This is a genomic window from Bacillus cereus, assembly GCF_002561295.1.
GTDB lineage: Bacteria > Bacillota > Bacilli > Bacillales > Bacillaceae_G > Bacillus_A > Bacillus_A cereus_S.
The window spans coordinates 90005-116329 of sequence record NZ_NTUG01000002.1; the positions used below are offsets into that span (position 1 = coordinate 90005).

The window sequence follows — 26325 nt, forward strand, 5'->3', positions numbered from 1 at the left end:
TGATGTCTTCATACATAAAAGAAAGAAAAAGATTTTATTCAAGGTTCCCTCATTTTTGGTCTGATTTATACGGAGGTGAGTATAGCCTTTTTCATGTTTTTGAAATAGAAGAGCAAACCGTGCAAGAATTACAATTGGCAACAGAACGCATGGGGAAAGTATTTTTTAAAACTGCTAATCTTCTTCGGGATTTGTCTGATACTCAGCTTCTTGAACTTGGTTTTCCATCTTTAAGTTTGCCTTTTATTAGAATGGAGCAGTTCTCGCCAGAATCTATTATTTCGCGATTTGATTTTGCAATCACAAATGAAGGTATTAAAATGCTCGAGTTTAATAGTGATACGCCAACTTTTATTGTGGAATGTTTTCAAATGAACGAAGAAGTCTGCAAGAAATTAAATTATCATAACCCAAACAGCAATCAGGAGCGCCTTCTTGCCTCTGGAATCACAAAAGCTGTGATGGAAGCAACGAAAGGAATTGAAAAACCAAATGTCGTCTTTACCGCTCACCATGAACATATAGAAGATTGGAATACGACTAAGTATTTAAGTAAGTTATGCCGAGTCGAGAATAAAGTGGTGCCAATATCAGCGCTTAGAATTACGAAAGATGCTTTATTTGATAATGACGGTAAACCAATCGATATTTTATATCGACAAACATATCCGATTGAACATTTGGTTGAAGATCGTGATCCAAGTACTGGAGATTATGTTGGGATTGAATTGTTGCAACTTGTAAAAGAAGAAAAGTTATTCATTATAAATCCAATTTCTTCTTTTCTACTTCAGCCTAAATCGATTCAATGTCTAATTTGGGGGTTAGCTGAAGAAAACGCTTTTTATACGAATGAGGAATGCAAATGGATTAAAGAGTATCTGCTTCCAACTTATTTAGAAGCAGATACATTTTTAGGGGAAAGTTCCTTTGTTGAAAAGCCTTCATTTGGTAGAGAAGGTGACACGGTTACAATTCGTGACAAAGACACTAATATTGTAGTTAAAAATTCATACCAAACATATAAAAAAGAACTATCTATCTTTCAAAAATATACAAAGCTCCCTGTTATTTCTCTTGAAACTGAAAAAGGGCGTGAGGAGTTGTCATATGTGTTTGGTTCGTTTTTAATTGCAGGAAAGCCAAGTAGCATTGGTATACGTGCTGGTGAAAAAATTACGGGGAATGAATCTTATTATTTACCTGTAGGGATAAAAAAGGAGGATTAAAAATGATTAATTTCTTACTGTATTTAGCGGTCTCAATCGGTCTTTTATGTATTGGCCTTTTTCTTATGGAAGTTACGACGAAAGTGAAGGAATTTTCATTAATGGCGAAAGGGAATAAAGCAGCAAGTTACGCACTTGGAGGAAGAGTTCTTGGCCTTGCTATCGTTTTGTATTCGACGGCTGCTCACTCCGTTTCATTACTTGACATGGTTATATGGGGTGCAATTGGTGTTTTAGCACAAATTATTGTGTTTTATTTAGCTGAATGGTGCACACCACGCTTTAATATTAATCAAAGTATTGAAGATGATAACCAAGCTGTTGGCCTTTTTCTTATGTTTTTATCCATTTCGATTGGTGTTGTAATTGCTGGGTGTTTAACATATTAAAAAACCTTAAGCAGAAGGTGTTGACATCTATTTTAAATAGGAGTAACATTTTCTATGTAATAAAAAAATAAGTCTCTGTTAGGTGAGGCTCCTGTATAGAGAAATGCTACTGCCCAAAAATGTCGAGAGACGCCAATGGGTCAACAGGAATGATCGAATTAAGGTTTTTCTTAACGTAGCTGGTAATGTACCTATGCTATACAGTGCTAAAACTCGGCGAGGGAGAGGTTTGCAGATTTCTATGTTGATTAGGAATCGCTTATTTATGCATGTAATGACCTTTACTCGCTTATGAGTAGAGGTCTTTTTATTAACAAACTATGATGATTTTCATAGTATAAATACGAACTAAAAAATGAAAGAGGAGGTGAGGAGCATGTCAAATTCTGACTCGGTTCCGTTACCCATATACTGCAAAACAAAAATATATGATGTAGGCAGGAAACGACTTGTTCCTCCCTCTATATTTATCACAAGATAACGTTCAGCTATATTTGTTGTAAGTTGAGCGTGGGACACTTTAACAATACACGGTGTTTACAGACATGTATTGTTAAAGTGGGATAAATTGAGAAACAAAGCGTTTCTTCCTATGTTGTAAAGGAGGAGACGATAATATGTTATATGTAAATAAACTTGTGGGTAACATGTCACATAAACAAAGTAAAAGAATGATGAAAGAGCAATCTATGTTAAAACAAAATAAGGACTTGTTAATTGAAATTGCAACAAGAGATGTAAAGTCTGTATTTGCTTATTTTAAAACAACAAGAGACGGCCTTTCTATGAAAGAAGCACAAAAACGCATTCATGTTTACGGAAAAAATGAATTATCTGCAAAACGAGCGATTCTTTCTGATTTCATGATGAAATTAGGCGAAATCATTCCTATGTTTTCAAAGCAACGTATTCATAATGAAGCACAATGTGAAACAGTAACCGTTACAGTTTCTAGAGTAGAGGGATATGCAACTGCAGGAATGAATGGCGAATCAAAAATAATGAAACTTCCAGTTGAAGAGCTTGTTCCAGGAGATATGGTTTTCCTTTCAGCAGGTGATATAGTTCCAGCTGATGTACGTATTATTTATGCGGAAGATTTATTAGTAAACGAATCAATGTTAACAGGAAAAGAAACGAATATCGAGAAATTTGAAAGCTGTTACCATCTTGAGCGGAAACGTTTTATTCCGTTAAAACGCATGAAAGACTACAATCCACTTCAACTTGAAAATGTATGTTTTACAGGTACAAATATTGTAAGTGGAACTGCGAAAGCTGTAGTTGTTTCCACAGGTAAAAATACGTATTCTGGATTGCTTCATACATGCTGTAATCAAACATGTTGAACCGTTAATGATGCCAAATATACAAAAACATTGTATAATAGATAAAGTTGAACAGAAACGTAGAATGGTAATCTATTTATATAACCTTACGTATTAACGTGAGGTTATTATTTTTTGTTAGTAGGAGAGGAATTATGAAAAAAGTATTATTAGTTGATGGGATGGCACTATTATTTCGTGCTTTTTACGCAACAAGTGTTTATGGACAATTTATGAAACGACAAGATGGTACCCCAACAAATGGGATTCATGGTTATATGAAACATTTATTAACAGCAGCGCAAGCGATTGAACCGACGCATATTGTAACGTGCTGGGATATGGGAAGTACAACGTTCCGAACAGAATCGTTTTCAAACTATAAAGCAAACCGTGCGGCACCACCAGAAGAGTTAATTCCGCAATTTGATCTTGTGCAAGAGATGACTTCTAAGTTATCGATTCCTGTAATTGGGCTGAAAGGCTATGAGGCAGATGACTGTATTGGTACGTTAGCAAAAGAATATGCTAGTGAGGCGGAAGTGTATATTTTGACAGGCGATACAGATTTACTGCAACTTGTTGATACAAATGTTACGGTAATGCTTCTTCGTAAAGGAATCGGAAACTATGAGTATTATACACCAGAGAAGATTATGGAAGAAAAGGGTGTAGAGCCTTGGCAAATTGTCCATGCAAAAGCATTTATGGGTGATACAAGTGATAACTATCCAGGTGTAAAAGGAATTGGTGAAAAGACAGCATATAAACTAATTCAAGAACATGGAACAGTAGCGGCAGTGTTAGAAAATATGGCGGCTTTAACAAAAGCGCAGCGCACAAAAATTGAAAGTGATTTAGAAAATTTAAACATATCATTACAATTAGCAAAGATTCATTGCGAAGTTCCAATTTCCTGTTCGTTAGAGGAAGGTTTGCATACAATTGATGAAGAGAAAGTCCGTTTTGTTTGCGGAGAGATGAATTGGGGAAGACCTGAAATATTTATAAATATGTTATAAAAGTGAATTGCTAGAAAACGTGATTCATATGATCGTTAACGTCTAATCAAGTATGTGTTGATTAGACGTTATTTTTTGTACTCTCTTTCAAGTGAAGGAGTTGTCAGAAAAAATACTTAGTTTTCATTTGGAATTCAAATAGATTTCACACGAATCTTTTATTATAAAACTACACAGATAATTACTTATCTTTTATATAAATAATCCTTTGATAAGTTATTTGTAATCGTTAAGGAGGAAAAAACATGCGAAAAAAAATAAGAAAATCCTTTAAACAGTTATTGATAGAGAATAAACAATTATTATTAAGTGATAAAGAAAACATAAAAGAAATAGAAGAAAAAATTGAAAAGAGGCATGTGGCATATTCTGCATCAAATAATTGAATAAGATAAAGTGAAACTTTAATGAGTGGGGGAGGTCTTCCCCTCACTGATTTAGCCCTCACCTATCTTGCTTGGTACTTTTTGAATTTTGAGGTAGGGGTCTTACTGCCCGTTAATGCGGGATGAAAAATGATATAAAACCCCTTCATGTATAGTTCGAGGGGGTTTTATATATTGATCATGTTTAAGAACGGATTTGTATAGGGAAAGAAGGGGATGAAATGAGTGAGTTAATAGAAAAGATGGCGTTACAGTTAATACTTTCTATTCCATCAAAAAAACAAAGGATCGTTAACAAAAAGTTCAAGCTACTAAGACAACAAAAATGGTTTCAAGATAAATATGGTGCCATCGTTATGTTTCAACCAGAGATAAGAGAGTGTATTATGAACTACGATATTGAAAAGATGCTAAAAAGCGATTTAGAAATTATGATATTTCAGAAAGAATTGAATGGAATATTGATAAAGTAAATTGTTATGCTATTACATGTAAACAATAAATGTAAGTAGAAGATGAGGGGATAAAGCGAGAGGTACCGAGAAATTTCTAGTTATACGCAATATAATAAGTAGTGTGTGAATTTTAGAAATAAGGTTATCAGGATTAATAAATTCAGTTTATAGTAAAACAAAAGGTTCTTCATTTTATAGAAGAACCTTTTTCTATCTCTGTTTTAGTGGGGATTTTTATGGAAGCATGAACTACCTCTTTTGAAAAAAGGTTTTTAAAGAGTGTATGCTGTATATAGTTATTATTTACTTCATAAAAAAGTGAAATTTTAGGAGGGATAATAATGATTACAACAGAGAGAATTGAGGGGAAAGATATACCGTATCTTCTTCATTTATCCGAATCAGTTGGTTGGGACTATAGTTCAGAAGAAATTAAAACTATTTTTCAATCAGGAATTGTATATGGCGGAAAGAATATGAAAGGTGAAATTATTGCCAGTGCAGCTATCATCTTATATGGAGAGAAACTAGCATCTATTGGTATGGTTATTGTACATCCTTGGTATAAAGGAAAAGGGATTGGTAGAAAAATTACAGAGGCCTGTATAAGAAGTGTTTCAGAAAAGACATCGATTATGCTTATTGCTACAGAAGAAGGAAAACCTTTATATGAAAAATTAGGCTTTCAAGTGGTGAGTCATGTTTCGAAGTACATATGTAATCAGTATGTAACTCTTAAAGGTTACGATGGAAGTGAGCAATACATTTTTATGGACTATGATAAGGGAGATAGAAATAGAATTGTGGAGTTAGATGAAGCAGCTTTCGGTGTAAATAGGCACAATTTTATACAGAGAAGAATTGAACAATCTGAACAATTTGTAGTTGTAAAAGATAAAGAAAATTATATTGTGGGATATGGAATGAGCGTGCAAACTCCAGAAAATAGAATTATCGGACCAATCGTTGCCCTAAATGATAATATTGCAAGTGGGATTGTTCATCATTTGGCAAAAGATTATAATGGAAAACTTAGGGTTGATGTACCAGAAAGAAAAGAAATTTTTATGGAAGTACTCGAAAAGGCTGGATTTCAAAAGGTAAATCAACCACCAATTATGTTGAGAAACAGCAATCAATTTTTGAAACGAAACGGTGAATTATATGGAATTGCTGCACAGATATTTGGATGAAAAAAGATTCCCTTTAAAAAAGGAATCTTTTTTCATTTATAAATACCATTTTTCTATTCACGATATTGATTATGAATAGGGGAAAATAAATCTTCCTCGACATCTCTAACCATAGAAAAATGATCGACATTATAATGACCGTGTAGTGTTTTGTTGTGATGTTCAATAATTTGTTTGGCTGATAAAATTGTAGAATCGGTTGTGGAATGACCGTTTTTGATTAGGGTGACATCAAATCCTTGTACAGTTGCGGTCCTAACAGCGGTATCAATGCAATGCTCGGTTTTGCAACCGCCTATAACAAGATGACCAATTTCGTTCTCTTTTAAAATCGTATGTAAAGAGGTGTTATAAAATGAATTGGTTGCTTGCTTGTCTATGATTTGTACCACAGGTGGTATTTTAATTTCTTCATGTATTTGAAATCCTTTTCCTATACCCGAAGCAACATCAGTATCTCTAACGAAAATAATAAGAGCATTCGATTGAATCGCTTTTTGAATGGCTATGTTTATGTTCGTTAATAATTGATCTTTATGAAATACTGCAGATTCTTGCTCGTTACCGTCAATTAGTTCTTGTTGAGCATCAATAATTAATAGAGCTTGTTTCATTACATTTCTCCTTCTTATCTCATTATTTGTGGTAATAATATTTTTTCTCGATATGCAGAATAAATAAAGTTACACTTTATTTATTTCTTGATGCTGTAGATGAATCCTTTTTATATAATGGGATTATTTCATTTTCTTTATCTTCACATCATGTAACACCGTACAATGTAATTAAGGTAAGGGAAAGGAGGTGGAAATTTACGAATTAGCTATTGTTATTTTTAACTATTAGGAAATTAAGAAGTATATGAGCGATTGTCAAAGAAAATTCATTCTCATAAATCCTAAAAACGTGTATGATAGGAAGTGGAGAATTTTTTGGTAGGTGGGAACAACATGCAAACAGTACAAGATTATCTTTCATTCTTACACGCAAAAGGATTTAAACTATCGGAGGATGCACAAGGGTTTATTATGTTTGGTCAAGGGTATACGGGTGCATCTGATGGTCTTGTGAATGCGGCAATTGAGGCAACGATTAAGCATCAATTGCAATTTGATGGCAGTTATTTTATCGCTTTATTAGAACGTTTGAAAGAAGAAAAAATTACTGATAAAAAAAGCGCAAAGGCTTTTATGCGGACGTTACAAGCGTAACATCACGCAGCCTGCGCTTCTTTTTTTGTTTTTGAAGGAATCTCAACGAAGATCATTCCTAAGAAAATACAAAGACAACCAAGCACGGCAGAAATAGAAAGCTGTTCGTTTGCGAAAAGAACACCTGTTAATGCGGCGAAGACCGGCTCCATTGCGAAAATAATGGCAACTCTTGTTGGAGATGTATGCTTTTGTGCAGCTGTTTGAATAAAGAAAGCGATCGATGTTGCAAACACGGATGTTGCGAATAGAGCAAATAAAAAAGAATAATTCGTCCATAAGGAGATTGAGAATAATTTTTCCCAGTCTTCGAATAAAAAAGCGCAAATGGAAGAGAAAATTCCAACAGACAATACTTGAGATGTGCTTAATAATAAAGGCGATATCTTTTTAGAGAAGATGCCGTTAATGAGAATATGTGCTGCAAAGGCAATTGCGCAGCCGAGAACGAGTATATCTCCAATATTGAATTGAAGAGAGTCACCAGCGGTTAGTAAGTATAAGCCTCCTGTTGCAATAGTAATCCCCAGTAGGATGAAAGGTGTAGCCCTTTGTTTCAAAAAGAGAAATGAAAGAATGGGAACCATAACAATGCTAAGACCAGTTAAAAATCCTGCTTTAGAAGAAGTAGTATAGAGTAATCCGAATGTTTGTAATAAATAACCGACAAATAAGAAGAATCCGACAATTAAGCCGGCAATACTACTATGTTGTATTTCTTGTTTCGAAGTTTTTTTCGAAAAGATCAATTGAATCAATAATAAAATGATTCCAGCAAATAAAAAGCGAACACCATTAAACGTAAAGGGTCCAACAAATGACATAGCATTTTGAACGACGACAAACGTAGCCCCCCAAATAAAGGAGACAAATAATAAAGCGAGAGGAGCAATCCAACTTTTATTCACATGTAAACCTCCATTAATTTTGTAAAATGGCTTTTCTTGCTAATTCATCGGCAACTTTGTTTTGACTACTTGGAATCCACTTTATAAAGAAAAGGTCAAATTTTTTGATGTAAGCTAGTGCTTCTTCTAAAAGTGGTGCATATGTTTTGTTTTTTGCATATTCCTTTTCTACAGCGCGTTCAACAAGCTGTGAATCTGTACGAAAAGATACAGTGTTATAATTATGTTCTGTGCAATATTTTAATGCAGCGAGTAATGCATGATATTCTGCCTCATGGTTAGACATGATTCCGAGTGGTAGTGATAATTGCACAGGTGGCTGCACACCTTTAATAAAAACTCCAGCACCAGAAGGACCTGGATTTCCTTTTGATGCACCATCGATATATACTTCAATCAAAATTAATCCCCCATTGTTATATAGCGTTAATTGATAGTAATCCCCCGCCTAAAACATATATAGAGGTGGGGGATAGGAAAATATATTTTATCCTATTGTAATGCTATAGCGGCATGTGAATGTTTCGTTTGCTTGTAAGGATTGTACGCCTTTTTTCTCTTTGAAAGCTTTTGCTGGTTCTACCTCATCGGCAATGCCGTACCAAGGTTCAATACATAAGAAAGGAGCGTCGTTACCTGGTGTCCAAACACCAACAAATGGGAAACCTTCAAATGCTACTTTTACAAATTTATTATGTTTATGAGATCGAATAGCGATTTCATTTGTATTCATATTTTCAAAAATAAGGGCATCATTTTTGAATAAATCATATGTAAGTGGTAATTCTGCTTTGTTTTCAACGATTAGTTGTTTTTCTTTTGAAAGAAATGGTCCTTTTAAAATGCTTGTTTCTAAGTGTTCAAGGCCATTAAATGACAAATGGTAATCTGTAAATGATTCACCTTCTACTAAAGGGCAGTTGAAGCCTGGGTGTGCACCGATTGAGAAGAACATTTCTGTTGAATTAGAGTTATGAACTTCATACGTAACATGTATATTTTGTTCGTCTAGTTCATATGAAACACGTAACTCGAATTCGTAAGGATAGTTTTGTAGAGTTTCTGAGTTGCTCGTTACAGTATATGTAATTTTTGTTTCACTTTGTTCTGTCACTGCAAATGTAAGATCGCGAGCGAAACCATGTTGTGTTAATGAATATGGTTTATCATCTACATAATATGTATTATTCACTAATCTGCCGACAATTGGGAATAAAATTGGTGCACGGCGTCCCCAATACTTTTTATCACCTTGCCATAAATACTCAGTATTATCTTCTTTTAAGCGAATGCTTTGTAGCTCTGCACCTTGTTCAGAGATAGAAACGATCACTTTTTCATTTTGAATTGTTGTAGTCATGAAGTGGAACCTCCTAAATCTTTCATATTCCTTATTATACGTTGTCTATAAGAAAAAAGGTAGTGAATGAGAAGAATCTATTGACGAATGACTATCTATTGCGTACAATATAAAATTGTTGTTTAAAAACGAATCACGTGGTTCGAAACCATCCCACGTAAAAAAACTAAGGAGATTATGTTATGAATATAAAAACGTTAGTTGGTAATGGTATTTTAGCAGCGTTATATATTGCTGTTTCTGCACTTATTCAGCCATTTGGCTTTACAAATGTACAATTTCGTATTTCAGAGATGTTTAATCATTTGGTTGTATTTAATAAGAAGTCAATTTATGGAATTGTCTTGGGTGTATTTTTAACAAATCTCTTTTTTTCACCTATGGTTGCATATGATCTAGTATTTGGAGTGGGGCAATCCGTTCTTGCACTTCTTGCTACGATTATTTCTATGCGTTTTATTAAGGGTGTTTGGGCACGTATGATCTTTAATACAGTAATCTTTACAATTACAATGTTTATGATCGCGATTGAGCTTCACCTTGCACTTGGTTTTCCATTTTTATTAACATGGCTTACATGTGCAGCTGGTGAATTTGTTGTAATGGCGATTGGTATACCTGTTATGTATTGGATTAATAAACGCGTGCAATTTCAGAGATTTATGTAATATGGATAGGAAGAGCTGCTTACAATAGGAAGCAGCTCTTTTTGTATTTTAAGAGTTGACACTTGTTCAATTCGATTCGAATATAATACTATGACTATTGGTAAAATATAATAAAAAATACGAAGTCTTATATAAGGGGAATGAGAATGAAATATAAAATACATTGGCTATATAAAACAAAATCAAGTCTTCAAACAGAATTAACAACAGATTATATGAACATAGAAGAGGTGCTTCAGTTTGCAGAGGATTTTGAGAAAACCGGAAGAGTAAAAGAACTCGTATTTTATGATGAAATGGGCGTGGAATGGACGCAGAAAGAGTTAAAAAAGCTTAGCAAACAAGTAGAAGAAGAGCCGCAGGATATTCGCGTGTATTTTGATGGAGGGTTTGATATTGAAACGAAAGAAGCGGGAATTGGCATATGTGTTTACTATAAAAAAAATCAGAAAATGTACCGAGTTCGTCGAAATGCTTACATAGACGGTATACATGATAATAATGAAGCGGAATATGCAGCACTATTATATGGAATGAATGCACTTGAGGAATTGAGAATTAAATACGAATCCGTTACACTACATGGTGATTCTCAAGTTGTACTTCAGCAATTAGCTGGAGAATGGCCGTGCTATGATGAACATTTGAACCATTATTTAGATCAAATTGAGCAAAAAGCAAAACAAATGAAATTGAAGCTTGTCTGTGAGCCAGTAACAAGAAAACAAAATAAAGAAGCGCATCAATTAGCAACGCAAGCATTGGAAGGCACTGCAATTGATAGCCATAAAGAAATTACGGAATAGAGAGGTGCAGGGGTGAATAAGAAGCAGCTCATTATAGAAGTAAATGATTTATTAGAAGCGTATTGTGAAGGATGTTTTTTGCAGGAACATCATCGGAAAGCGCATAGTAAATATCATGCGCATTCTTTTTGTATTCGGCAATGTACTGTGGGAGAGAAATTAAAAGAATATGGAGAGCGATTATCGTAAAAAAACATCCAGAGACAACTCTGGATGTTTTTTTAATGTTTAGCTTCCTTCAATTGATGTTCACATAAACTTAATTTTTTTTCTTCATTCATTAAAAAAGGTTCATCTAAATCTGTAGCAACAGATTTCATTGTTTCAAGTTGAGAGCGTGCAGATTCGACTGCCGTTGTCGCATGCTCTAGTGATTCAGGATCCATTGTAATTGTTGCGGAACCTACCATCTTTTGTGCTGTTTCAACGCGGAATTTCACTTCTTCAAAATCATTTACATGTGAACCCATTATTGATTCCTCCTTTGTATTCTGACGCATTTCACATAGTTTTTACTCTGCAAAAAGGAAATATACAAAGGAATAGCAAAGGAGGTTACCAAGTTAGGTAACCTCCTGTTATAAGTTGAATTAAAGTTTTACTACGTTAGCAGCTTGAGGTCCACGGTTTCCTTCAACGATATCGAAAGATACTTCTTGACCTTCTTCTAAAGCTTTGTAGCCATCGCCTTGAATAGCTGAGAAGTGTACGAATACATCGTCAGCGCCTTCAATTTCGATAAATCCAAAACCTTTTTCGTTGTTAAACCATTTTACTTTTCCTTGCATGTTACAATTCCTCCTAGAAAACGATTACTTTTTCATTTAGTGAAATGTAGTTGAAAATAATTTGCGAATTCATAAAACTGAAAATGCGATATTATCGAATATTCTGCTAAATGACATTTTAAATATACACGAAATAGTAGATTTTAGTCAAGTAAGTGGTTTTATTTTTTTTTGTATTTTCAAATAATTTTTTATGGTATAGGACAAGCTCTTTTTTTAATATGTTTAAGTGAACGCTGTACATAATGAGGTGAGAGAATGAATCAGTCTTATTTATTGGATAATGAAGGAATGAAAAATAGGATAGATATACCAAGGTGGGTTTCGCAAGAATTTGCAAATTTTTCTAATGTTGTATTGGATCCAACTTTTCCTTGTTATTTTGGTTTAACGGCTTTAAAGAAAAATGAACTTCGCTACTCATTCTTGTCTCATGATGACTGGAGTCATTTACCGCAGACAATGCAATCATTTTTAGAATTGATGAAAGAACGACCTGTTGTAAGAAGAGGTTTTTTTCTTTTTGTTGAGCCAGAACGTGAAGAATGCTCAATCGAACATTATAGAGCGTATTTTTGGAGAGTACTACAATATTTACATGAAAAAGATGAACAATTATGGCCAAAGCAGATTCCAAAAAATCCAGATCATCATTTATGGGAATTTTCATTTGGTAGGGAGCCAATGTTTGCATTTGGGAATGCTCCAGCTTATAAACAAAGAAAAACGAGACATTTAGGAAGTTCACTCATTATAGGATTTCAGCCGAGAATTATATTTGACGGTTTAGAAGGAGATCGACCAAAAGGTGCTTATTCGCGGCAAATGGTCAGAGAAAGAGTAGAAAGGTGGGATCAATTGCCGAAACATCCGAATATTAGTCATTATGGCGACCCGAATCACCGTGAATGGAAGCAATATTTTATTGGAGATGACATTGAACCAATTGAAGGAAAATGTCCATTTCATCATAAAATAGAGAAATGAAAGCTGCTTTGTGGCAGCTTTTTTACATGTTTTGGATAAAAAAGGGCATTATATATGTATATTTTTCATAAAATCTAGTCTATTTTTAATCATCTTCTCATTAGTTAATAATAAAAAGATAATAGAAAGGATATAGCGATGTTTGGAGCGATCATACAGCAATTTATACTAGGAATTTCATTAGCTGCACCAGTAGGGCCGATTAATATTGAAATGTTAAAAAGAGGGATTGAACGCGGCTTTTGGCATGCTTGGCTTGTTGGAATAGGGGGGATGAGTGCAGATATTTTATTTATGCTTTTGATTTACTTTGGATTATCTTCTATATTTATGTATACATATGTACAAGCGTTTATGTACTGCATCGGATTTTTCTTATTGTTTTATTTAGGATTTCAAAGTGTAAAACAAGGAATTTTACATTCAAATATGGAATATAAAGAAGAAGAGATAGGTGGGCTTCGTCAATCTTTTATGGCAGGATTTTTAATTGCGATATCGAACCCATTAAATCTAGTCTTTTGGTTTGGTATATATGGGAGTACACTTAGCTCGCTACTTACGAAGGTAACGAAACAAGAAGCATTTTTATATAGCCTTTGCATCATTGGAGGTATTATTTTATGGAATTTAAATATTGCCTTTTCTGTTCATTTTGGACGAACATTGCTTAAGAAAAGGGCACTTGGTTATATTACAGCGGGAGCTGGATTGATTTTAGTTGGGTACTCAATTCATTTTGCGTATAAAGCATTACAGTTGTTCATATAAGACCGAAGGGGAGATTTCTATGTATCGAACCACAGTTAATGGAAAAGAAATTATTATTACATTAGCACCTAAAATTAGAAAAGAAGTAACGGATAGAAATCCTTTATATGAAGCCGTTCTTCAAACTATTGAAAGATTACTTCAAACAAAGCAACCAACATTTGCTGTAAATCATGAAACATTTGGACTTATTATTGGAGAGGTACAGAGGGGTGAAGTAACTGTTTTCGCAGTGGAACATATTATACCGAAACAAAATATATTTGGTTCACAAACTTTCTTCTCTACAATAGAACGGCGAGCAAATTTGTAATGAAAGAAGTATAATTATAGATAAAGTAGAAACAGTCGTAACGATATGTTACGGCTGTTTCTTTGAAATATGATTTTTTATTTGGCATGTATAAAGATGTTGAACTAAGTAGTACGGCACGTAACTTAGGAAACGAGAAAAATAAGGAAGTGGTGCGATGAGCGCTACTTCCTTATTTTACGAAAATATATTAGAAAATTGGGAAAATATGACGAAAAATGTCTATCGAAAAATCTTTGCAGAAGGGAAGAGATTGTCTAAAATTAAGTATAAGTTTCTGAATATTTATAAAATTTAGTTTTTATGTATGCGAAGGGATTGGGTTTAAAAGAATGAGGGAGAGGGGAGAGGCAAGTGAAAAGCGATAGTTCAGCGCATAAATTGCAAAGTGAGGTAAATTACACAGAAGTCGTTCAGTCAGCAGAATTTCAGTCATTGTTAGAACAGAAACGGAAATTTATTGTCCCGATGAGTATTTTCTTTCTAAGCTTTTTTATTACGTTGCCACTTTTGACGTCGTATTCAAAAGTATTGAATACACCTGTGTTTGGAGATGTTACGTGGGCATGGGTTTTTGCTTTTGCACAATTTGTTATGACGTGGGCGCTATGTATGATCTATAGCAAAAAAGCGGAATCATTTGATAAGGCTTCACAAAAAATTCTGCAAGATATGCAAAAAGGGAGAGGGTAAATTTGAACGTAACGGCGTTTGCACTATTTTTGATTATCGTTCTTGGTACGCTCGTCATTACATATTTTGCATCGAAAAAGACAAAAAATGCGAGCGAGTTTTATACAGCGGGAGGAGGCTTGACTGGGTGGCAAAATGGTTTGGCCATTGCAGGAGATTATATGTCGGCTGCTTCTTTTCTAGGAATTGCAGGAGCAATTGCGTTAACTGGATTTGATGGCTTCTTTTATAGCATAGGCTTTCTTGTTGCTTATTTAGTTGTATTATATCTTGTTGCTGAACCGCTTAGAAACTTAGGGAAATATACATTAGCTGATATGATTGCAGCTCGCTTTGATGCGAAAAAGGTGCGCGGAGTTGCAGCTTTAAATACGATGACAATTTCAATTTTCTATATGATTGCACAACTTGTAGGGGCAGGGGCACTTATTAAATTATTACTAGGAATTGAATACACGACGTCAGTTTTAATTGTTGGAACGTTAATGACTGTGTATGTAATTTTTGGAGGTATGACAGCGACAAGTTGGGTGCAAATTGTAAAAGCTGTCTTATTAATGGCAGGAACATTTATTATTTCGGTAATTGTATTTGCAAAATTTAATTTTAGCGTAACAGAAATGTTTGCACAGATGAAAACAGCGACACCATTAAAGGAAGCATTTTTAAATCCAGGTGTGAAGTATAAGGATGGATTGGATACGCTTTCTTTAAATTTAGGTCTCGTTCTCGGTACAGCAGGTTTACCCCATATTCTTGTTCGTTTTTTCACGGTTCGTGATGCGAAAACGGCGCGTCAATCGGTTGTATATGCAACATGGCTAATTGGTGCGTTTTACATTATGACAATTTTCCTAGGTTTTGGTGCCGCTGCATTCGTGGGGAATGCGGCAATTATTCAAGCAAACCCAGCTGGTAATATGGCAGCACCTTTATTAGCGAAGGCACTTGGTGGAGATTTCTTATTTGCTTTCGTTTCTGCAATTGCATTTGCAACGATTTTAGCAGTTGTGGCGGGGCTTGTTTTAACAGCAGCCTCTGCATTTGCACATGATTTTTATAATGAGATTATTCGTAAAGGTAAGTCCACAGAAAAAGAACAAGTATCAATGGCGCGTTATGCATCAATTGGAGTAGCGGTAGTGTCTATTATTTTAGCGTTATTCGCTCAAACATTAAATGTGGCGTTCCTTGTGTCGCTAGCATTTGCCGTTGCTGCAAGTGCGAACTTACCGGTTATTTTGTTTACAATTTATTGGAAACGATTTAATACAACAGGAGCGATTTGCGGAATGGTGGTTGGTTTAGTTTCAGCTATTGTATTAGTTGCACTAAGCCCGAATGTTTGGAGTCCTGAGGCTGGGAAAGCAATCTTTGTTGGAGAAGCATTATTCCCTTATACAACACCTGGAATTATTTCTATCCCACTTGGATTTTTGGCAGCATATTTAGGGACAATCTTCTCAAGTAAGAAGGAAGATGCAGCAAAATTTGATGAAATTCTTGTTAAATCTAATACAGGTCATGGTGTTAGTGACGTGTCTGCGCATTAAAAAGAGAAAGGGCTTTCTAGTTTTTGGGGAGCTCTTTTATTTTGGGATTTTGCTTAAAAATATTACGTTGCAGTTGGTAGGATTTGGCCCGTTCGTGTGGAATGAAAATAAATAGAGAAAAAGTTTGAGCTCATCATGGCACCAGCGCAGCTTGAAGAAATATAAGTTGGTTTGGAAGGTGGAATGTATGATGAAAACGAAGCAAACTGATGCGTTATTAGCAAAGGACGAAAAGTATGTGTGGCATGGAATGCGCCCGTTTAGTCCAAATAGTACGATGGTTGGGGCAAAAGCAGAAGGATGTTGGGTCGAAGATATAGAAGGGAAACGATACTTAGATGGTATGAGTGGGCTTTGGTGTGTGAATAGTGGATATGGGAGAAAAGAACTTGCTGACGCAGCATATGAGCAATTGCAAACATTATCCTATTTTCCAATGTCCCAATCACATGGACCGGCAATTCAGCTTGCTGAAAAGTTGAATGAATGGCTTGGAGGAGAATATGTTATCTTCTTCTCTAATAGTGGATCAGAAGCGAATGAAACAGCATTTAAAATTGCACGTCAATATTATGCAAATAAGGGTGAGCCACACCGTTATAAATTTATATCCCGTTATCGTGGCTATCATGGAAATACGATGGCAACGATGGCAGCAACTGGGCAGGCACAGCGAAGATATCAATATGAACCGTTTGCTTCAGGCTTCTTACATGTGACGCCGCCAGATTGTTACCGAATGCCAGAGATTGCAACGCAACATATTTATGATGTAGAGTGTGTGAAAGAAATTGATCGTGTGATGAAGTGGGAATTAAGTGAAACGATAGCTGGATTTATTATGGAGCCAATTATTACAGGTGGAGGTATCTTGATGCCACCGCAAGATTATATGAAAACAGTTCATGAGATATGTCAAAAGCACGGTGCATTACTCATTAGCGATGAAGTTATTTGTGGTTTTGGGCGTACGGGAAAAGCGTTCGGTTTTATGAATTACGATGTAAAACCAGATATCGTTACAATGGCAAAAGGGATTACAAGTGCATACTTACCTTTATCAGCAACAGCAGTGAGAAAAGAAATTTATGAAACATTTAAAGGAACAGGAGAATATGAATTTTTCCGGCATATTAACACATTTGGTGGCAATCCAGCTGCTTGTGCGTTAGCGCTTAAAAACTTAGAAATTATGGAAAATGAGAATTTAATTGAGCGTTCTGCACAAATGGGATCACTTTTATTAGAGCAGTTAAAAGAAGAGATTGGAGATCATGCGTTTGTTGGAGATATTAGAGGGAAAGGTTTACTAGTTGGTATTGAGATGGTAAGGGATAAAACAACAAAGGACCCGCTTGATAATGATACCATTACAAGTGTAGTGAACACTTGTAAAGAAAAAGGACTTATCATTGGGCGTAATGGAATGACAACAGCAGGTTATAACAATGTTTTAACTTTAGCACCGCCTCTTATTATTTCAAGTGAAGAAATTGCCTTTGTTGTTGGGACATTGAAGACAGCAATGGAACGGATTTTATAGTAAAAAAGCAAGCCGTATAATGGCTTGCTTTTTTGTGCTGCAATTATTTTATGCAGTTTGTTTTAATTGCTTATCTTTTAAACCGAACGTATATTTTAACATTGGCGGTGTAATCATTGTTGTTAAAATAACGACAATGACAATTGCTGTAAAGTAATCTTGTGCTAGTAGTCCAGAAGTAAGTCCCTGACCTGCAATGATAAGAGCGACTTCACCGCGTGAAACCATACCAGAGCCAATGATTGTAGAAGATTGTAAATCAAATCCTGTCATTCGTGCACCGAAGCCACAACCAATTAGTTTTGTTAACACAGCTATGATTGTTAATGCTAAGATAAACCATACTTTATCTCCGATACCTGCAAACGTAATGTTCATACCGATACTTACGAAGAAAATCGGAACGAACATGGCATAAGCAATTGGTTCTACTTTCTTTTCTACTTCATGTTTATAGTCTGTTTGAGAAATTGCAATACCTGCTGCGAATGCACCGATAATTCCAGCGATTCCTAGAATTTCACCAAAGTATGCGAAAGCGAAACAAATGATAAGAGCTGCACTAATGATAGATTCTGATACACGCAGTGGTGATAACCAGCGCATAATCATTGGAACGCCTTTCCAACCAATTAAGATAATAGATGCGAAGAAGACAACTTTCTTCAAAATCATTACAGTTAAGCTTATATCAGCTGATCCTAGGAAACTCATAGCGAAGGCTAGTAAAATAACAACGAGAATATCATCAAATACAGCAGCACCTAGCATCGTTGTACTTTCACGGGTCTTCATTTTTCCTAAATCACGAAGTGTTTGTACAGAAATACTAACACTTGTTGCACATAGAAGTAATCCTAAAAAGACTGCATTTGCTTGTTCCATTCCCATTACAAGACCTGCAAGGTAACCACCTGCAAATGGAAGGACAATACCGCCAACCGCAACTGCTAATGAAGAATTACGATTTTCATTTAGTTCTTTTAAGTCTGTTTCTAATCCGGCCATAAACATAAGGAGAATAACCCCAACTTCACTTAACTGTGTAAGTAAATCTGAATTGTTTACCCATCCTAGTACAGCAGGACCAATGACAATACCAACGATTAATTTTCCAAGTACAGAAGGTTGACCGAGTCTAACACTAATGTCACCAGCAATTTTTGTACTTAATAAAATTAAAGCAATTTGAAAGAAAAATTCCATCTCATCTCCCCTTTTCTTTTTTGTTTTTATGATACGATTTCTCGGAATTTGCTTAATGTAAAACTATGTAACACACATTAAACAAGAGGTCTTTATACGAGTTCTTTTGAACTTGTAATTTGAACCTGTAATAAATATATAATACATTTTAAGAAAAATCAATGTTAAATTGGCAGATTTTCATTGAGATCATTCATTTTGAATGAGGAATATATGTCTATATAATGAAAAGAAAGAAAATAAATTTGTTTAAAGAAATAAAATGAAACTTTAATCAGTGGGGGTTTTCCTTATCCCCACTGATTATCAGCCCGCGCACCCGACAGAGAGGCGCTTTTTGCCTCGTCCGAGGGGCGAAACGACCGGAGATTCTAGCCGCTAGAGCTGGACATTGCTTGTACCAAATTTTGAGGTGGGAGTATTACTGCCCGTTAGTGCGGGATAAATCTATTTGAAAGAAAAGGAGAAGGAAAGATGTTATTCAATCAACGTTTTACTATTGGTGAAATGGCAAAAATGCATAAGATTGCGGAGTCAACTTTACGTTATTACGATGAAAAAGGTATTTTTCATCCATCCATTGTTGATCCACAAACAAATTATCGCTATTATACAATCGACCAATTTTCACTTTTAGATACAATTAAATTTTTGCGGCAGCTAAATATTTCTTTAAAAGAAATTAAGACGTATATTGATGAGAGAAATCCATCTTATGCTTTAAATTTATTGGAAAAACAACAGGAAATGATGTTGAAGAAACAAAGGGAAATTGAATATACATTGGCAAAAATGAATCATAAAATTGAAATGATGAAAGAAGCTACTGCTTCAAAAGCGAATCATGTGACATTTAAGAAATTACCAAAGAGAAAAATTACAGCGTTAGCGATCGCACCGAATATAACAGATGATATGTTTGAGTACTATATCCACTCACTTCAAAAAAATATGAAGCAAATAGATGATAGTTTATTTTCAGGGGATTTAGGTGTGACGGTATCAAAAGAAGGGTTACTTCAAAATGAATTTCAATCTTATAATAGTGTTTTTATTCTTCTTGATTATATGCCGTTTCAAACTACTACTTCAGAGGAATTTAAAGAAGGGATGTTCGCTTGCTCTTTTCACCATGGACCATATGAAGAAACGGATGGAACTTATAAGAAGCTGTTAGGGGGTATTAAGGAGAAAGGATATGAAGTGTCTGGAGATGCAATTGAGCTTGCTTTAATTGACTGGTCTGTGACGGAAAATCCAAACGAGCAAGTTACAGAAATCCAAATTCCAGTAATAAAAAAGAAGTAAAAGGTTGTATAACAAAAATGCATGTTAAATTCTCACTTGACCTTCAAGTAACTTTAAGGTTTAAAATGTGAACAGAGAATTGTAAAGGAGCGTTTTGTTATGGAAACAACTGAGAAATTAAGAGAAAAACCAATCAAAAGTTTATTTATATCTTATTTAATACCAGCGGTTCTTGGAATGGTATTAATGTCAGTGAATATTGTAATCGATGCAGTGATGATTAGCAGAGGCGTTGGAGCGAATGGTTTAGCTGGAGTGAACGTTGCTGTACCGGCCTTTTCTATTTTCTTCTCTATATCATTGTGGATTGGAATGGGCGGGGCTACACTATACTCTATTGCACTAGGGGAAAATAAAATAGAGAGAGCACGGTCTGTTTTTACGCAATCGATGACAGTGGCTGTTGTAATTGTTGGTATATTAATGGCTATTTGTTTGTGGAGAATAGAGGATTTAGCTTATTTATTTGGAGCGAATGAAGTAATTCTGCCGTACGCATTAGACTATTTAACTGTACTATTAACATTTGGAATGATATACGTATTAGAAAACATTTTAAGCACGTTTATAAGAAATGATGGAAATCCAAATTTAGCGATGGCAGGACTTGTTGTAACAGCGCTATTAAATATTGTTTTTGATTATGTCTTTATTTATATATTTGGTTGGGGCGTAACAGGAGCAGCAGCTGCAACTATCCTGTCAGCAGCAATTGGTTTTCTTGTTTTGTTAAGTCATTTCTTTAGAAAAAGTAGTATTTTAAAATGGACGAAATTCCATTTTGAATGGGAGACAGTTAAACAAATTATGGTGATAGGTTTCCCAAGTTTTACAACAGAAATAACAGTAGCAATTGTAACAATTGGCTTCAATATAGCTTTTATGCAATATGCTGGAGAATTAGGAGTTGCTTCTTATGCGATGGTCAATAGCATTCATTCGATGACTCTGTTATTGTTCTTTGGTGTTGGAGCAGCTTTGCAACCAATTGCAAGCTTCCATTATGGTGCAAATTTACCCGAACGATTAAAAGAAGGACTACAATTAGCAGTGAAAATAGCTGTTGCACTTGGTTGTGTAGCAATTGTGATCGGGTTATTCTTTGGGAAATATATTATCGGTTTGTTTGATGTTCAGTCGACAGAATTATTAACGCTAACTGTAACAGGAATTAGCTTGTTCTTTATTCAATATGTATTTTTAGGTTATAACATCGTATACGGAGAATATTTTCAGTCAGTAAGGCAAACGACAAAATCCGTTTTTATTATTTTAAGTCGAGGATTATTGTTTATCATTCCACTGCTTTGGATTATGCCAAAACTGTTTGGAGTGAATGGAATTTGGCTTGTTATGCCAGCTGCGGAATTATTAACAGCAATTATTGTATTTGGAATGAATCGTATTGTCCATCCTGTATCCGTACGGAATATTGAAAGAGAACATGCAGTTTGATAGTAAATCCCCTTCATATATTAAGGGGATTTTTTATGTTTTAGGCTAACTGCAAAAGAACCGTCAATTTCTTGAACAGAAGCGAAAGCAATATTTTTTATGTTTGAAAATCCTTTTTCTAACAGCTCTTTACGGAGCCATTTTTCATTTTTATGGATTAATTTTAAATTATCATATTGGATTTGTGCATCAACGATAAGGGCAATTGGTAAACCTGCATATTTCACATCTATATGCATATCTTTCGGAGTGAGAGGAACAAGTTCTCTTTTAGGTAAAATACTAATCGCACCGTTGGCTTCTAAAATAGCATATTCAATTTCATATACGCTAGGATATCCTGCTACACGAAGGTTGGATAGCAACTCAGCAATTGGATATCTACTTTTCTTTAGGTTTTCGAAAACAATATCCCCATGTTTAATTAAAATAATAGGATGTCCAAGGATGAAACGATTTAGTTTATTTAGTAGGCTTAATTTTGTTATCAAAAGGTGAAGGCATGTGATTACAATCATCCCTGCAATAGCTTGCAAAGCACCATCAACAGGTATTGCTCGAAAAGCTAAATAGGATAAAAAGATAATCGCTCCAAAATCGTGTGGTGTAAGCTGTGCCAGTGCAGATTTTCCTAGCAGTTTTAGTGATATAAGAAATAATAAAAAGAAGAATGATACATTACATAAAAAAATAAACAATGTTTACACCCCTTAATGCGAATTCCTAGTATACTTTATCCAATATTCCATCGTTTCATACAAATATTACCTTTTGAGGTTAATTTAGGGTGCGTTAGGGATTTTATCTATGAAAATAAACGTAAGGATATTATGATGAGAGAAAAATAGGAGTAAATGTACATGATAAAGAAGAAAATTATAAAGTATAGTGTCATTGTGATGATCATGATAGTAAGTTATATGGGCGTTTTACAATATAACATTTATAAGCATGGTCACATGAAAGCACCAGATGATGCAGATTACATGATTCTTTTAGGGGCAAAGGTGAAAGGAACAGAGCCTTCTTATTCCCTGCAATATCGCATTGATAAAGCCGCGGAATATTTAAAGACACACGAACAAACCATTGTGATTGTATCTGGTGGTAAGGGAAAAGGTGAGGATATTTCAGAAGCTTTGGCTATGAAACAAGGATTAATGAAGCAAAATATTGCAGAACAAAGAATTATAATGGAAGATCGTTCAACAAATACAGATGAAAATATTGAATTCTCAAAGGCACTTATTCCGGCAGATAAGAAAAAAGGGATGATTGTTACGAATGATTTTCATATGTTCCGTGCAAAAAAAATTGCTAAAAAACAAGGACTAAAGGTAGATGGACTTTCTGCTAAAACGCCAAAGCCTATTATCGTTCAGTCTAATGTTAGGGAATACTTTGCAATTACACAGTATTGGTTAATGAATCGTATATAGTGATAAATCTTACAAAAGTGTAATCTGATTGAAAGGTAAAGCGATAGTTTCTAAAGTAGTAGCATGACATAATGAAGGTAACAAAACAACGGAACTTTAGGAGTGAATCGTATGAAAGGCAATAATATTTTATCTTCTCTTTGCTATCTTAGTATTTTCTTTGCACCATTTATATTCCCAATCATCGTCTACTTTATTGCAGAAGATGATGTGAAATATCATGCGAAAAAAGCATTGTGGACACACGTTTTCCCATTTGTAATTTTGTTTGGTGGACTGGCGCTTTCGGGTGTATTTGGTTTAAGTTTCGGAGAATCAGCAAGTGTTGGAATTGGTATGGTTATAACATATGTAACTTTTGCTGTTGTAGGAATATATTATTTCGTTTGGAATATTGTTAAAGGTGTTAGAGTACTGAGAACAGCTTAATATGTAAAAAAGGATCAATCGTAAAGATTGGTCCTTTTGTATGATTATTTCCCGATGAGCATATCCTTTGTATGTAGGAAAAGAATGTGTTACTTATTGAGTATTCAGATGATAAAGGGTGGGGTAAGTATGAATGAAATGATACATAAGATGGAACAACATGCATCAGTGCGGAAATATAAAAATGAATCAATTCCAAAGAATATAGTTGAAAGAATGGTACAAGCAGCGCAGCATGCAGCATCATCACATTTTGTTCAAGCGTATTCAGTTATGTATATTACAAATGAGAATTTAAAAGCGCAACTAGCAGAGCTATCGGGAAATCGTCATGTGAAGGATTGTGCAGCATTCTTTGTTTGTTGTGCGGATTTAAAACGTTTAGAAAAAGCATGTGAGAAACATGGAGCAGAGATAAAGAGTGATACTGTAGAGGACTTTATTGTAGCAACAGTAGATGTATCGTTATTTGCACAAAACTTAGCACTTGCTGCAGAATCACTAGGATACGGTATTTGTTATATTGGTGGAATTCGTAACAATCCAGAAGAAGTGAGTCAGTTGCTTCATCTACCAGATAAAGTGTATCCGGTGTTTGGAATGACAGTTGGAGTACCTAATGAAAGTCATGCAGTGAAACCTCGTTTACCAGTTGAAGCGATTTTACATGAAAACACATATGACGAAAATAAATATGATGAATTACTAGAAGAATATGATAGAACAACGAATGAATATTATAAGGGAAGAACTACGAATCAAAAAGATGTAACATGGACAGGATCAATGAGCGCTTTCATGTCAAAAGAGAAGCGAATGCATATGAAGGAGTTTTTGAATAAAAAAGGGTTTAATAAACGATAAGCTGAAATCATCAAACAACTTAATTTGTTTGACGAGGGGGAGGAGGAAGAAACACTTCTATATTTTAAAAACATAAAAAATCTTAGTGAAAAGACCTTTGCGTAAGCTTAGGTCTTCTTTTTTGTGAAAAATACTGATTTTCCATTGACGTTTACATCGTAAGTTGTTAATATACTGAATAATTTTGCAAAATTATAAAACTGATTCGTTAGAAAACGAATCAAAGAGGGGAGAAATTATGTCACAAGTTACATCATGGTTTCAACGACATGTCAAAGTTGTATATTCACCATTTCGCGAAATGCTAGTAAGTTTACATGTTCTATGTAATCCGGCTCATCATATGAAACGATTAGAGTGGGCGGAAAATGTATTACATCAAATGAAAGAAGAAGAAAGAGCGCTTATGCACGAAATTAATAATGCGAGTGATGATTGGTTTCGTTTTATAGATTGGTGCTCTGAGTTTCAGCAAGAAGCTTATGTAGAAGAAGGAATTGAAAAATTACGAGTAGCAGATAGAAAAAAGTTTCAGGAAATGTTCCCGAATTTAGAAAAAGAAATCGTTTGTGATTTTTTACTTCAATATCATCAACGTTATTTTGCACGCGAGTTGTTTCGGATTGAACCGTGGTTAGAACAATCTGTATACGATGTGAAAGAAATATTTAAGAGAAATCCGATGTCTCTTTCTAGAAAGCTGCATCCGAGGTGTTTAATTGATGAAAAGGAAATAACCTTTTTGAAAGCTCGTACGTGGCAGTATCGTTATGAGGATTTATCAGCAATTACGTTATATCCATCAACTTTTGTTGCGCCGCATTTACTAATAGATAACCTTATTTCAACACATATAAAAGTATATTATGAGGTGCAAATTGCATCGTCATTTGCAGATGAGGTACCAAAGGATCTTTTAGGAATTTTACAAGCGATATCAGATGAAACGAGATTAAAAATGTTAAGAGATTTATCTTTTCAATCTTTTTGTACACAGCAATTAACAGAGCGATATAGTCTTACAAAATCAACAGTTTCCAATCATTTGAAAACGTTAGAGTCTACAGGCCTTATACAAAAAGAACGAAAAGGTTACTACGTATTTTACAAAACAAATCGAGAACGATTAGAGCAAATTCGTGTTGATTTAGACCAATTTATGGATTTCCCAATTGTTCAAAAATCAGAGGAGGGAAGAACATGTGGTTAACGTTTAAAGCTACATTTCGCCGTGATTTCTATACGATGCGTAGAGCATACCCATGGTCATTTTTTCTAGGACATATTTTAACTGGTGTGTATATCGTATTGTTTGCTTATTTAACATATCATTTTATGTTTCAAGGAAAGTTAGATGCAAATTTTGCAAAGCTAGGAAAGACGGATGATTATCTTTCTTACGTTATATTAGGAGCTGTTTTTTATTCATTTGCTGTTTCTTTACTAATGATTGTGAGTCGGACGTTGATTACGGAACTGCGAGAAGGAACGCTGGATATTTTATTGCTAACGCCATCGTCTCGGCAAGGGTATTTTCTAGGAGCGGCAGCACAAGGTGTATTACGATTGGGACTTGAATTTCTCGCAATTTTTATTTTTGGTTTATTTTTTGGATTACATTTTCGAGAAGTGGACATGACCTCAATATTACTTTTATTCGTTATTTTCTTTTTTTCTATCTTTGCTCAAGCGTTAGTACTTGGCGCTTTTATGCTATATTTCCGTGATACGTATTTAACACAAAATACATTGTTTATTTTTATGAGCCTTGTAAGTGGTGTGTTTTTTCCAGTAGGTTATTTGCCTGCATTTTTACAGCCTATGAGTGTGTTGATGCCGTTATCACATGGTTTATCAGCATTTCGATTGTGCGTAATTGAGGGAGGGAATGTAGCTTCTATACAAATGGAACTGATGTGGTTATTGGGATTAGGAGCGGCGTATTTTATTGTTGGTGTATGGACGATGAAACGAATGGAGAAGTATGTAATTGAAAAACATTTTGCATAGGGGGAGAATTC

Annotated in this window: 32 protein-coding genes, 2 pseudogenes and 2 riboswitches; of the genes and pseudogenes, 26 read left to right on the forward strand and 8 right to left on the reverse strand. The window is 34.7% G+C overall.

Features of this window, described 5'->3' with window-relative positions:
• Positions 1-2 precede the first annotated feature (2 nt).
• From CN373_RS01055 to CN373_RS01085, 7 genes are all read left to right on the forward strand, one after another.
• Positions 3-1229, forward strand: a complete 1227-nt coding sequence (locus tag CN373_RS01055; RefSeq protein WP_098358638.1) for a glutathionylspermidine synthase family protein — start codon at positions 3-5, stop codon at positions 1227-1229.
• A gap of 2 nt (positions 1230-1231) precedes the next feature.
• A complete protein-coding gene (locus CN373_RS01060) occupies positions 1232-1618 on the forward strand; it encodes a DUF350 domain-containing protein (protein WP_000606848.1) in 387 nt (128 codons plus the stop codon).
• 67 nt (positions 1619-1685) lie between these two features.
• Positions 1686-1849: riboswitch (M-box (ykoK) riboswitch) on the forward strand.
• A 386-nt stretch (positions 1850-2235) separates the two neighbouring features.
• On the forward strand, positions 2236-2967 hold the full coding sequence (locus CN373_RS01065; protein ID WP_000967615.1) for a cation-transporting P-type ATPase: 732 nt from the start codon (positions 2236-2238) through the stop codon (positions 2965-2967).
• A gap of 134 nt (positions 2968-3101) precedes the next feature.
• A complete protein-coding gene (locus CN373_RS01070) occupies positions 3102-3968 on the forward strand; it encodes a 5'-3' exonuclease (RefSeq protein ID WP_000757044.1) in 867 nt (288 codons plus the stop codon).
• Between the two features lie 245 nt (positions 3969-4213).
• Positions 4214-4354, forward strand: coding sequence for an FbpB family small basic protein (locus CN373_RS01075; protein WP_001227601.1), 141 nt, complete (start codon positions 4214-4216; stop codon positions 4352-4354).
• 221 nt (positions 4355-4575) lie between these two features.
• On the forward strand, positions 4576-4827 hold the full coding sequence (locus tag CN373_RS01080) for a hypothetical protein (protein WP_001292221.1): 252 nt from the start codon (positions 4576-4578) through the stop codon (positions 4825-4827).
• A 323-nt stretch (positions 4828-5150) separates the two neighbouring features.
• Positions 5151-6002: a GNAT family N-acetyltransferase gene (locus tag CN373_RS01085; RefSeq protein ID WP_098358639.1), complete on the forward strand. Its 852-nt coding sequence runs from the start codon at positions 5151-5153 to the stop codon at positions 6000-6002.
• Positions 6003-6055: 53 nt separating this feature from the next.
• Here the strand turns inward: CN373_RS01085 and CN373_RS01090 are convergent, their stop codons facing one another.
• Complete coding sequence (locus CN373_RS01090; RefSeq protein WP_098358640.1) at positions 6056-6616, reverse strand: cysteine hydrolase family protein; 561 nt, start codon at positions 6614-6616, stop codon at positions 6056-6058.
• A gap of 336 nt (positions 6617-6952) precedes the next feature.
• Between CN373_RS01090 and CN373_RS01095 the strand changes: the two genes are divergently transcribed.
• Complete coding sequence (locus CN373_RS01095; RefSeq protein ID WP_001195329.1) at positions 6953-7213, forward strand: DUF6123 family protein; 261 nt, start codon at positions 6953-6955, stop codon at positions 7211-7213.
• Between the two features lie 2 nt (positions 7214-7215).
• Here CN373_RS01095 and CN373_RS01100 read toward each other — a convergent pair whose 3' ends face one another.
• The 3 genes from CN373_RS01100 to CN373_RS01110 all read right to left on the reverse strand — a co-directional run bounded on the left by CN373_RS01100 (position 7216) and on the right by CN373_RS01110 (position 9481).
• The gene (locus tag CN373_RS01100; RefSeq protein ID WP_098358641.1) at positions 7216-8121 is read right to left on the reverse strand and encodes a DMT family transporter; all 906 of its coding nucleotides are present in this window, start codon (positions 8119-8121) and stop codon (positions 7216-7218) included.
• 13 nt (positions 8122-8134) lie between these two features.
• On the reverse strand, positions 8135-8521 hold the full coding sequence (locus CN373_RS01105; protein WP_000573875.1) for a reverse transcriptase-like protein: 387 nt from the start codon (positions 8519-8521) through the stop codon (positions 8135-8137).
• Between the two features lie 87 nt (positions 8522-8608).
• Positions 8609-9481 (reverse strand): aldose 1-epimerase family protein, encoded by an 873-nt coding sequence (locus CN373_RS01110; protein WP_098358642.1) that lies wholly within the window; start codon positions 9479-9481, stop codon positions 8609-8611.
• A gap of 131 nt (positions 9482-9612) precedes the next feature.
• A riboswitch (PreQ1 riboswitch) is annotated at positions 9613-9657 on the forward strand.
• A gap of 6 nt (positions 9658-9663) precedes the next feature.
• Here CN373_RS01110 and CN373_RS01115 point away from each other — a divergent pair.
• The 3 genes from CN373_RS01115 (at position 9664) to CN373_RS01125 (ending at position 11144) form a co-directional block, all read left to right on the forward strand.
• A complete protein-coding gene (locus CN373_RS01115; RefSeq protein WP_001022817.1) occupies positions 9664-10149 on the forward strand; it encodes a QueT transporter family protein in 486 nt (161 codons plus the stop codon).
• A 146-nt stretch (positions 10150-10295) separates the two neighbouring features.
• Entirely contained in the window at positions 10296-10955 is a 660-nt protein-coding gene (locus tag CN373_RS01120; protein ID WP_000875562.1) for a ribonuclease H family protein, read from the forward strand.
• A 12-nt stretch (positions 10956-10967) separates the two neighbouring features.
• Positions 10968-11144 carry a zinc-finger domain-containing protein gene (locus CN373_RS01125; RefSeq protein ID WP_001036041.1) on the forward strand — a complete coding sequence of 59 codons (177 nt, stop codon included), beginning with the start codon at positions 10968-10970 and terminating at the stop codon, positions 11142-11144.
• Positions 11145-11176: 32 nt separating this feature from the next.
• Here CN373_RS01125 and CN373_RS01130 read toward each other — a convergent pair whose 3' ends face one another.
• Positions 11177-11425, reverse strand: a complete 249-nt coding sequence (locus CN373_RS01130) for a DUF2564 family protein (RefSeq protein WP_098358643.1) — start codon at positions 11423-11425, stop codon at positions 11177-11179.
• Between the two features lie 120 nt (positions 11426-11545).
• A complete protein-coding gene (cspB, locus tag CN373_RS01135; protein WP_001161726.1) occupies positions 11546-11743 on the reverse strand; it encodes a cold shock-like protein CspB in 198 nt (65 codons plus the stop codon).
• A gap of 258 nt (positions 11744-12001) precedes the next feature.
• Here cspB and CN373_RS01145 point away from each other — a divergent pair, with 258 nt between their 5' ends.
• From CN373_RS01145 to CN373_RS01170, 7 genes and pseudogenes are all read left to right on the forward strand, one after another.
• Positions 12002-12730 (forward strand): YqcI/YcgG family protein, encoded by a 729-nt coding sequence (locus tag CN373_RS01145; RefSeq protein WP_001076756.1) that lies wholly within the window; start codon positions 12002-12004, stop codon positions 12728-12730.
• Positions 12731-12868: 138 nt separating this feature from the next.
• The gene (locus CN373_RS01150) at positions 12869-13501 is read left to right on the forward strand and encodes a LysE family transporter (protein WP_000466550.1); all 633 of its coding nucleotides are present in this window, start codon (positions 12869-12871) and stop codon (positions 13499-13501) included.
• Positions 13502-13520: 19 nt separating this feature from the next.
• Positions 13521-13814 (forward strand): hypothetical protein, encoded by a 294-nt coding sequence (locus CN373_RS01155; protein ID WP_000286385.1) that lies wholly within the window; start codon positions 13521-13523, stop codon positions 13812-13814.
• 68 nt (positions 13815-13882) lie between these two features.
• Positions 13883-13975 (forward strand): annotated as a pseudogene (locus CN373_RS26100) (sterol desaturase family protein); the annotation flags it as partial.
• A 193-nt stretch (positions 13976-14168) separates the two neighbouring features.
• Positions 14169-14507, forward strand: coding sequence for a DUF485 domain-containing protein (locus CN373_RS01160; RefSeq protein ID WP_000834110.1), 339 nt, complete (start codon positions 14169-14171; stop codon positions 14505-14507).
• 2 nt (positions 14508-14509) lie between these two features.
• The gene (locus CN373_RS01165; protein WP_001103250.1) at positions 14510-16060 is read left to right on the forward strand and encodes a solute symporter family protein; all 1551 of its coding nucleotides are present in this window, start codon (positions 14510-14512) and stop codon (positions 16058-16060) included.
• Positions 16061-16247: 187 nt separating this feature from the next.
• A complete protein-coding gene (locus tag CN373_RS01170; protein WP_002056322.1) occupies positions 16248-17603 on the forward strand; it encodes an aspartate aminotransferase family protein in 1356 nt (451 codons plus the stop codon).
• Between the two features lie 48 nt (positions 17604-17651).
• Here the strand turns inward: CN373_RS01170 and CN373_RS01175 are convergent, their stop codons facing one another.
• Entirely contained in the window at positions 17652-18809 is a 1158-nt protein-coding gene (locus CN373_RS01175) for a cation:proton antiporter (RefSeq protein ID WP_000394056.1), read from the reverse strand.
• 474 nt (positions 18810-19283) lie between these two features.
• On the opposite strand from CN373_RS01175, the gene CN373_RS01180 reads away from it, so the two are divergent.
• Positions 19284-20117, forward strand: a complete 834-nt coding sequence (locus CN373_RS01180; protein WP_000898390.1) for a MerR family transcriptional regulator — start codon at positions 19284-19286, stop codon at positions 20115-20117.
• Positions 20118-20216: 99 nt separating this feature from the next.
• Complete coding sequence (locus CN373_RS01185) at positions 20217-21572, forward strand: MATE family efflux transporter (RefSeq protein WP_000450337.1); 1356 nt, start codon at positions 20217-20219, stop codon at positions 21570-21572.
• Between the two features lie 20 nt (positions 21573-21592).
• On the opposite strand, the gene CN373_RS01190 is transcribed toward CN373_RS01185, so the two are convergent.
• Entirely contained in the window at positions 21593-22270 is a 678-nt protein-coding gene (locus CN373_RS01190; RefSeq protein WP_000469569.1) for a DUF421 domain-containing protein, read from the reverse strand.
• Between the two features lie 162 nt (positions 22271-22432).
• Between CN373_RS01190 and CN373_RS01195 the strand changes: the two genes are divergently transcribed.
• From CN373_RS01195 to CN373_RS01220, 6 genes and pseudogenes are all read left to right on the forward strand, one after another.
• Complete coding sequence (locus CN373_RS01195; protein ID WP_000592095.1) at positions 22433-23011, forward strand: YdcF family protein; 579 nt, start codon at positions 22433-22435, stop codon at positions 23009-23011.
• A 111-nt stretch (positions 23012-23122) separates the two neighbouring features.
• A complete protein-coding gene (locus CN373_RS01200; protein ID WP_000678059.1) occupies positions 23123-23440 on the forward strand; it encodes a DUF4870 domain-containing protein in 318 nt (105 codons plus the stop codon).
• 129 nt (positions 23441-23569) lie between these two features.
• Positions 23570-24304, forward strand: a complete 735-nt coding sequence (gene nfsA / locus CN373_RS01205; protein WP_098358644.1) for an oxygen-insensitive NADPH nitroreductase — start codon at positions 23570-23572, stop codon at positions 24302-24304.
• Positions 24305-24409: pseudogene (locus CN373_RS25750) on the forward strand (glutamine amidotransferase); the annotation flags it as partial.
• Between the two features lie 133 nt (positions 24410-24542).
• Entirely contained in the window at positions 24543-25514 is a 972-nt protein-coding gene (locus tag CN373_RS01215) for an ArsR/SmtB family transcription factor (RefSeq protein WP_000084743.1), read from the forward strand.
• Positions 25505-26314: an ABC transporter permease gene (locus CN373_RS01220; protein WP_000266749.1), complete on the forward strand. Its 810-nt coding sequence runs from the start codon at positions 25505-25507 to the stop codon at positions 26312-26314. Before CN373_RS01215 ends, CN373_RS01220 begins: the two co-directional genes overlap by 10 nt.
• The last annotated feature ends 11 nt before the right edge of the window (positions 26315-26325 follow it).